This window comes from Ewingella sp. CoE-038-23 (assembly GCF_040419245.1).
GTDB lineage: Bacteria > Pseudomonadota > Gammaproteobacteria > Enterobacterales > Enterobacteriaceae > Ewingella > Ewingella allii.
This window is the reverse complement of record NZ_JAZHOH010000003.1, coordinates 119,877-126,767: the sequence shown is the minus strand read 5'-3', so window position 1 is coordinate 126,767 and position 6,891 is coordinate 119,877. Positions and strand designations below refer to the sequence as shown.

At 50.8% G+C, this 6,891-nt stretch carries 7 protein-coding genes and 1 pseudogene; 4 read left to right on the top strand and 4 right to left on the bottom strand.

Annotated elements, in window-relative coordinates:
- The first annotated feature begins 224 nt into the window (after positions 1-224).
- The gene (locus V2154_RS24175) at positions 225-1,448 is read left to right on the top strand and encodes an IS91 family transposase (protein ID WP_353504335.1); all 1,224 of its coding nucleotides are present in this window, start codon (positions 225-227) and stop codon (positions 1,446-1,448) included.
- 142 nt (positions 1,449-1,590) lie between these two features.
- A pseudogene (locus tag V2154_RS24170) lies at positions 1,591-1,800 on the top strand (IS5/IS1182 family transposase); the annotation flags it as partial.
- Positions 1,801-2,025: 225 nt separating this feature from the next.
- On the opposite strand, the gene V2154_RS24165 reads toward V2154_RS24170, so the two are convergent.
- The 3 genes from V2154_RS24165 to V2154_RS24155 all read right to left on the bottom strand — a co-directional run bounded on the left by V2154_RS24165 (position 2,026) and on the right by V2154_RS24155 (position 3,907).
- Entirely contained in the window at positions 2,026-2,286 is a 261-nt protein-coding gene (locus tag V2154_RS24165; RefSeq protein ID WP_346637700.1) for a Txe/YoeB family addiction module toxin, read from the bottom strand.
- Positions 2,283-2,528 (bottom strand): type II toxin-antitoxin system Phd/YefM family antitoxin, encoded by a 246-nt coding sequence (locus V2154_RS24160; protein WP_353504348.1) that lies wholly within the window; start codon positions 2,526-2,528, stop codon positions 2,283-2,285. The genes V2154_RS24165 and V2154_RS24160 overlap by 4 nt, the downstream gene beginning before the upstream one ends.
- 353 nt (positions 2,529-2,881) lie before the next feature.
- Positions 2,882-3,907: a replication initiation protein gene (locus V2154_RS24155; protein ID WP_353504347.1), complete on the bottom strand. Its 1,026-nt coding sequence runs from the start codon at positions 3,905-3,907 to the stop codon at positions 2,882-2,884.
- Between the two features lie 913 nt (positions 3,908-4,820).
- Here V2154_RS24155 and V2154_RS24150 point away from each other — a divergent pair.
- Positions 4,821-5,456: an AAA family ATPase gene (locus tag V2154_RS24150; protein ID WP_353504346.1), complete on the top strand. Its 636-nt coding sequence runs from the start codon at positions 4,821-4,823 to the stop codon at positions 5,454-5,456.
- Positions 5,450-5,710 (top strand): ribbon-helix-helix domain-containing protein, encoded by a 261-nt coding sequence (locus tag V2154_RS24145; protein WP_353504345.1) that lies wholly within the window; start codon positions 5,450-5,452, stop codon positions 5,708-5,710. Before V2154_RS24150 ends, V2154_RS24145 begins: the two co-directional genes overlap by 7 nt.
- Positions 5,711-5,939: 229 nt before the next feature.
- Here the strand turns inward: V2154_RS24145 and V2154_RS24140 are convergent, their stop codons facing one another.
- A complete protein-coding gene (locus V2154_RS24140; RefSeq protein WP_353504344.1) occupies positions 5,940-6,731 on the bottom strand; it encodes a tyrosine-type recombinase/integrase in 792 nt (263 codons plus the stop codon).
- Positions 6,732-6,891 lie beyond the last annotated feature (160 nt).

Genomic DNA, 6,891 nt, shown 5'->3' with positions numbered 1-6,891 from the left:
GTAGCGCCCCTGCGGGGCGAGCACGGCAGCGCTGCTGCCTCAACCGTCTTTAAGATACAGCCTCACCTCAACGCCGACGCCGACGCCGTCTGACTGACCTATAGCTCGCACGGGGGCGCATGCCCCCTGCCGCAACACCCGCATAAAATGAGCACGCCTGCGACGTGAGCCCGCTGGCGCCGGTGCCCTTTTCCTGTTCCCTGCCGCCCTGTAGACTCTGCACCATGTATATTCCCCGACCGGCAAAGCTGCTGTTCCAGCATGATGACGGCTGGAGCCGCTATCTCGACAAACACGGCGACGCCCTCAGCGACTGGACTAAACTCGCCGTCGAGCGCATGCTCGCCTGCGGCACCTGCGCCATGGGCGTGCGCCGTTACTGCTGCGCCTCACCGGACTGCACCCATTCCCGCTTTTTCTGCCAGAGCTGCAAGTCCAAAGCCTGCAGCAGCTGTGGCCTCAAGGCCACTGAGCAGTGGATCGCCGAACAGCAGCACATCCTGCCCGACTGCGACTGGCAGCACATCACGTTTACCATGCCTCACCTGCTGTGGCCGTTCTTCAACAACAACTGGCCCCTGCTCAATGACCTGTTTCGCTGTGCCACTCGCGCCATGCTCCGCTGGGCGCGCCAACAGGGGATCGAAGTCGGCATCTTTTGCGCGCTACACACCTACGGCCGACAGCTGAATCAGCATCCGCATATCCACGTCTCCGTCACCCGCGGCGGCCTCGACATCAAACACAGCACCTGGCGGCAGCTGTTCTTTAAAAAGAAAGAGGTAGAGCAAATCTGGCGCAACGCCGTGGTTTACCTGCTGCGCGACAACTATGCGCAAATCAACCCCGGCGGCCTGCCGGGCCTCGGTCATATCCGTAATGAAGACCGGTGGCACCGTTACCTGCATGCCCAGTATCGCCGTGCCTGGAAAGTGCACTTCGCCAAAAAGACCCGCGGCGCCTGGCGCAGCGTGAAATACCTGGGCCGTTATCTGAAGCGCCCGCCGGTGGCCGCTTCTCAGCTGCGCCACTACCGCGGCGGTGCCGTGGTGCATCAGTATTACGACCACCGAACGCAGCAGCACAAACGCCAGAAAATCAGCCAGGAGGAGATGCTGCAGCGTTACGTCAGCCATATCCCGGCGCGGCATTTTAAAATGGTGCGGTACTACGGTTTTCTGGCCAACCGCAAGCGAGGCTCGCTGCTGCCGAAGGTCTACAATGCGCTGGAAATGACGGTACGGGAAAAACCGAAGCGGCCCGGGTTCGCAGTACTTATGAAGGGCTTCCTGGGCACCGATCCGTACCAGTGCATCCTCTGCAAAGGCCGGCTGCGTTTTGCCGGCGCCATGGCGGGTGAACACGCCACCAAAATGCTGTCCGACAGGCTGCATCGGATGGCTAAAAAACGATGGCTTCAAGCGCCGGATCTGGATAAGTGCGCCTGAAAAATGGGTTTTAGCTTAAAAACACAGCAAAACTGGCATTTACCCGCATTACTCTGCGACAGCCCGCACCATCTGGGGTTCTTCCTTGCCACAGTTCATGGTTAGGAAACCCAATAAGGGTCGATTGAGTTTCCTAACCATGAACAAAACGGCCATCAACATCGAATACATGAAAGCCAGCATCCGGGCCAAGGTGGAGCACCCATTTCGCATCATCAAGCGACAGTTCGGCTTCGTGAAAGCCAGATACAAGGGGTTGCTGAAAAACGATAACCAACTGGCGATGTTATTCACGCTGGCCAACCTGTTTCGGGCGGACCAAATGATACGTCAGTGGGAGAGATCTCACTAAAAACTGGGGATAACACCTTAAATGGCGAAGAAACGGTCTAAATAGGCTGATTCAAGGCATTTACGGGAGAAAAAATCGGCTCAAACATGAAGAAATGAAATGACTGAGTCAGCCGAGAAGAATTTCCCCGCTTATTCGCACCTTCCCTAGGGATAAACTAACGGTCTCACTTTTCAGATGCGTTTGCCCTTACAGGCACAAAAAAGCCCGCATAATGCGGGCCTATCAGATGCCGGTGTAATGAAAACGACAGGCAATGATAACAATTTCGCCGTCTTTAACGTAGTAGACAAGCCGGTGTTCCCGGTCGATACGTCGTGACCATAATGGCCTTTTGTGCTTTAGCGGCTCGGGCTTACCTATCCCGACGAACGCGTCAGCATGCAGGGCTTTAATAAGTTGGCGCACGCGTTCGAACTTCTTCGGGTCGTTATCCTGCCAGTATCGATAGTCCTCAGCGGCGCGCGCCGTGAATACGGTTTTCATACATCAATTTCAACCGTTTCACCGCGATCTAACTGGTTCAATGATCCCTCTAAATGCGCAGCGTTTGCCGGGTTACTGAACAGGTAAAGCGTCTCAACCATGCTGCTGTATTCGTCTGCATCAATCATCACTACGTCACGGCTGCCACGACGGGTGATAACGACGGTATCTGCGTCCTCACTGACCTGATTCAGTACGTTCGCGAAATTGGTACGGGCCTCTGTAAAAGTGATGTGTCGCATTGAACAGTCTCCTTAAAGCAATTTGCAGACATAATAACAATGTACTTATTTAAGTACAAGTTTATCATCTCGCATTCTCCCTAGCTTCTCATAAGGCTGAAACACAGCGCATCATGTACTCGTTATATTCACGAGCCAACACAGTGCGTTGGTGTTATCTTCCGGTGTTTATAACTTCCTTATTCTCGCGGGAAAGGTCATGAACTTAATAACGCTTGCAAACAAGCTGCCTGCGTGCATTGAGAGTCCTCATGGGGGCATAAGCCTGGATATAAGTCTTAGGTATTCAGGTGCCTTTTTTCAGGCTTCTAAAGGCCTTATGGAGGGATCAACCTTAGGATCAGAATGGGATCTTAAACTGAAGCACTTATATTCGCGTCGGTTGGTTTTCTTTTTGACCTGCCAGAAATCTCAACTTTCATGCGTTTCACCGACGCATCATCGCCAATAATCTCATACCAGTGCAGCCACTTTTTTAAGTCTGCTAAAGGTAATTTCTCTTTATCATCATACTCTTCCAACCGTGCTCTAAAATCCTGCATCACGGCAATACATTTCCTCGCCCAGACGCCTTCTTTGTCGGACCCTTCGAGAACATGAGGCCTTCTCGGCAGACGTGGGCGTAAAGGTTTGGCAGATGTGGTTCCTGTTTCTGTGATATAAAAAAACTTGATCGCTTTAACGGATCTTCCCATTTTCACCGGTTCCCAAGTAACCGAAATATCCGTATTAGCGTTTATACGCTCAACAGCCGGGACCAGCACGTCACGTTTGAAAAACCGATATTCCTCGTATTTCCCCACCAGCCCTGTGCGTTCTTTCATCCAGTCAATTTCTAAGGCATCGGTCTCAATGATGCCGTTAGTGCGGGCATTTTTTGTGAGTTTTCTGAACTTAACCAGCCAGCTATAAAGCCGGAATGCGAAAGGAGTATCCAGTTTTGACACATGCTGAAAGTCAACCTGGGTAAATTCGCGTTTGAGGTCGTAAAGATAGGGCACCACATCAGGAGAAAAACGGATCGTCACATCGGCGCTGTTGTCTGATGCGTCATAGCGGATCGAAGAAAACCAAAACCTTTTTACTTTATCTAGGCGCTGCTTTTTATCGTTCCATTCAAACGTGACGATCGGCTTGCTGCCGAGTGAATCCGCGGCTTTCTTGAGCTGCTGGTGAGTATGAGATGGATTAACCCCGAACATTTTTTCAAAGTCCGCAGGAAACAAAGTATAAATACCATCGGGTTGAGGCTTTTTACTGTCGATTTGCACCAAGGCAAGATACAGAAGGCGCATTTCATCAAGGGTCGCGCTGTATGCACCTTCAAGAAGTTTATTATCCTGAGTCACGTACAGTTTTTTGACGCTTTGTTTATCCATGTATCTGTCTCAACCCAAAGGTGATATTTTTTTTGAATATATCACGTTAAAAACAGACTTATCAACAGATGATCGGATCACGTCTTGCCACAGATCCGATCACGTAACACCGCTAAAGTTATCACCTTTAACCGCAAAAGCGATCACGTATTACCACAAAGTATATCACGTAACTTGTTTTAACCTCTTGTAATATAGTAGTTAAATCAACACTAGAAACAAGAAAAGAGAAATAAGAAACAAGAAATAAAACAAGCTAACGCAGCTTCGCGTTGTTTTATTTTTTGATCGTCAGATGAAGAATGATCTTCGTATCAATATTGAGCACCATCAGTAAAACATTCTCTCATTAATGTGGTTTATAAATGTATCAACCTGAATGTATTGATTAAATCTTACATGAGAACCGCAAAACATATCACCTTAACAGATTCCGCATTCAGAACCTGACATCAGGCTTTGTGTGACAGTATCCCAGAAGAGTGTAATGACCGCGGAAAACAGGAATATGATCGTAAATTGTTACTCCGTGACCGCAAAACCTATCACGTATGACAGCTAACCGCCGGGATACAGATCCTGATGAAAAGCGCCGCAAATCATATCACGTTAGATAGGTTAAGCATTCCAGGCGAGAACGTAGCCAATCTTACCGCAAAAGTTATCACGTTAGAATGACACAGGCTACAATTAAGCCTATGAAATATAACAAATTATATCGCTGCTTATTGTTACCGCAATTAGTATCACGTTTAACTCTTGTACCTGTCTCATTCCCCAGTCGGTAAATATCAGCAGGATGCGCGTCTGTTATTAATTCGAGCAAAGCGCCAACGACACATTTGTTGTACCGCATTCGAGTAACGGCTAAAGTAGTACTACTTTGACATCAATATCACACTGGAAGGGTGCCATGATTATACTTATAGGGAGCCAAAAGGGAGGCTGTGGTAAGTCCACAACCGCCGCTAATATCGGCGCTGAACTTGCACGACAGGGAAAGGATGTGATGCTTGTTGATGCTGACCGGCAGGGTACGGCATCCAACTGGATCAGCGATCGTAATCAGAATATGAATCTGCCAAAAATCCACAGCATTCAGAAGTTCGACAACATCCATGAAACGCTGTCTGACCTGGCCAAACGCTATGAGTATGTCGTTGTGGATTCCGCAGGCCGCGACAGCCGGGAACTGCGCACCGGTATGAGCGCCGCCGACGTGCTGATCGTTCCTTTCAGACCCTCGCAGCCAGACCTCGATACGCTGCCCGCACTGCAGGACATCATCACGATGGCGTTAGATCTAAATCCCAAACTTCGGGTGAAAGCGCTGCTGACCATGGCGCCGACCAACCCGATCGTGAATGAGACTCAGGATGCAAAAATTTACCTGGCAGATTATCCGGTGCTCCAGCTGATGAATACCATCATTCGGGACCGTAAAATCTACCGTGACTGCATGTCGGAAGGTAAGGGCGTGGTGGAGATGGACAACGGCAAAGCCCGCGGTGAGATCCAATGCCTGGTACAGGAGATTGTGAAATGGTAAAACGCAGAGAACGGCCGGCACAAACAGCCGATGCCGATAAAATTGAGGCTTTTGCCGCGCTCGCCGAAAACACGCCGGCGCAGAAACTCAGCCTGCCCAAAGATGCCAAGCGGGACTATAAAGCCATCCGGGTACCCTTTAATGAGTTTGAGTTTACCCAGCTGGAGTCACTGTGCGAGAAAACCCAGCGCTCCAAGCTCAATATGATCCGCCATGCGCTATCTTTCTATGCCGAAAATGGGCTGGGTGAATAACGCTAAAAAGATACCATTTTGGTACCAATAAGGAGCTTTTATAGTATTAAAAGGCTCCTTAATTTTCATTCTTCACTGGATCAGAACAAACCCGGCCAGGCTCATCTCTCCTTTTATATCCCTCCCCACGTTCATCCGTGCACTTCTTTGAAAAGCCTGTGTGACCAACATAAAAATTATTTATGCTAAAACGGTACCAATAGGGAGCCATATTTGTGCATTAAAGGTGTTATTTTTGCGTCAAAAAGGCACCTGAAATATGCGTTTCTTTCAGCAGGCTTACGGCCTGGGACTCCGGCATGCTGAAGGTGATCTGCTGGCTGGCCGCAATGTCTAACGCAAACACCCGCGTATACACTTCGGTACTTTCCGCTTTTTCATGGCCGAGTAATGCCTGCAGCACCTTCAGCGGCGTATGCTGATAGCAGTGGTGCATGGCGTAGCTGTGCCGAAATACGTGCGGCGTGACCGGCACTGAAAACGTGACGCCGTCACGCCTTGCCTCATCGACCGCCCGGGTTAACCAGTTTCTAACCGTTCTGTCGGTCGCCGTCCAGATGGGAAGCGGACGGCGCTCACCGGTTTGCGCATCGGTCTCAATCCTTTCGCGCGTGCTGGCGAACAGCCGGCGCAGCTCGTCCACAAACCCCGGATCGGATAAAGGCACCACGCGGTTTGCCGATTTCCCTTTAGCCGGACGGCCGGTGCCGGCGCGGCGTTGCTTGGCGGTGCGTATCACCACGTGCGGGTAATCGCCGTTAAGCCGGAAGTCGCGCCTTTTCAACGCCAGCACTTCATTGATCCGCCCGCCGGTGTTCCACAACGTGGAGACCAGGGCGTGCTGTGACCAGTCGGGCAAGTAGTGGAGCAGGGCGCTGACCTCCGGCAATAAAAGGTACCTTGGCAGGTCGGCATAGGCCATGGCCATCTGGCGAAGAGCCAGCGCGCGCCGGTGATCTTCGGGACGCACCATTAACATCGGTCGACGCTCCGGTCCCGGCAGCGTGGTCAACTCAGTCATCGGTTATCATCTCCTTCAAACAGAACCGCAAATGTCATCACGTGTGGCCAAAAACGGCTGAGATCGCGCTACGTAAAAAATAGCGCACTGACCCCCCGATCGGTTTTCAGAATTCACACAGCGCAATCTGCGCAAAATTATCCGCCGGCGGCGGCTAAGG

What these genes read in the sequence shown, in the direction of transcription:
- V2154_RS24165 (WP_346637700.1), bottom strand. Translation starts at nt 2,286, where the DNA reads ATGAAAACCGTATTCACGGCGCGCGCCGCTGAGGACTATCGATACTGG.
- V2154_RS24155 (WP_353504347.1), bottom strand. Translation starts at nt 3,907, where the DNA reads ATGGATAAACAAAGCGTCAAAAAACTGTACGTGACTCAGGATAATAAA.
- V2154_RS24175 (WP_353504335.1), top strand. Translation starts at nt 225, where the DNA reads ATGTATATTCCCCGACCGGCAAAGCTGCTGTTCCAGCATGATGACGGC.
- V2154_RS24145 (WP_353504345.1), top strand. Translation starts at nt 5,450, where the DNA reads ATGGTAAAACGCAGAGAACGGCCGGCACAAACAGCCGATGCCGATAAA.
- V2154_RS24160 (WP_353504348.1), bottom strand. Translation starts at nt 2,528, where the DNA reads ATGCGACACATCACTTTTACAGAGGCCCGTACCAATTTCGCGAACGTA.
- V2154_RS24150 (WP_353504346.1), top strand. Translation starts at nt 4,821, where the DNA reads ATGATTATACTTATAGGGAGCCAAAAGGGAGGCTGTGGTAAGTCCACA.
- V2154_RS24140 (WP_353504344.1), bottom strand. Translation starts at nt 6,731, where the DNA reads ATGACTGAGTTGACCACGCTGCCGGGACCGGAGCGTCGACCGATGTTA.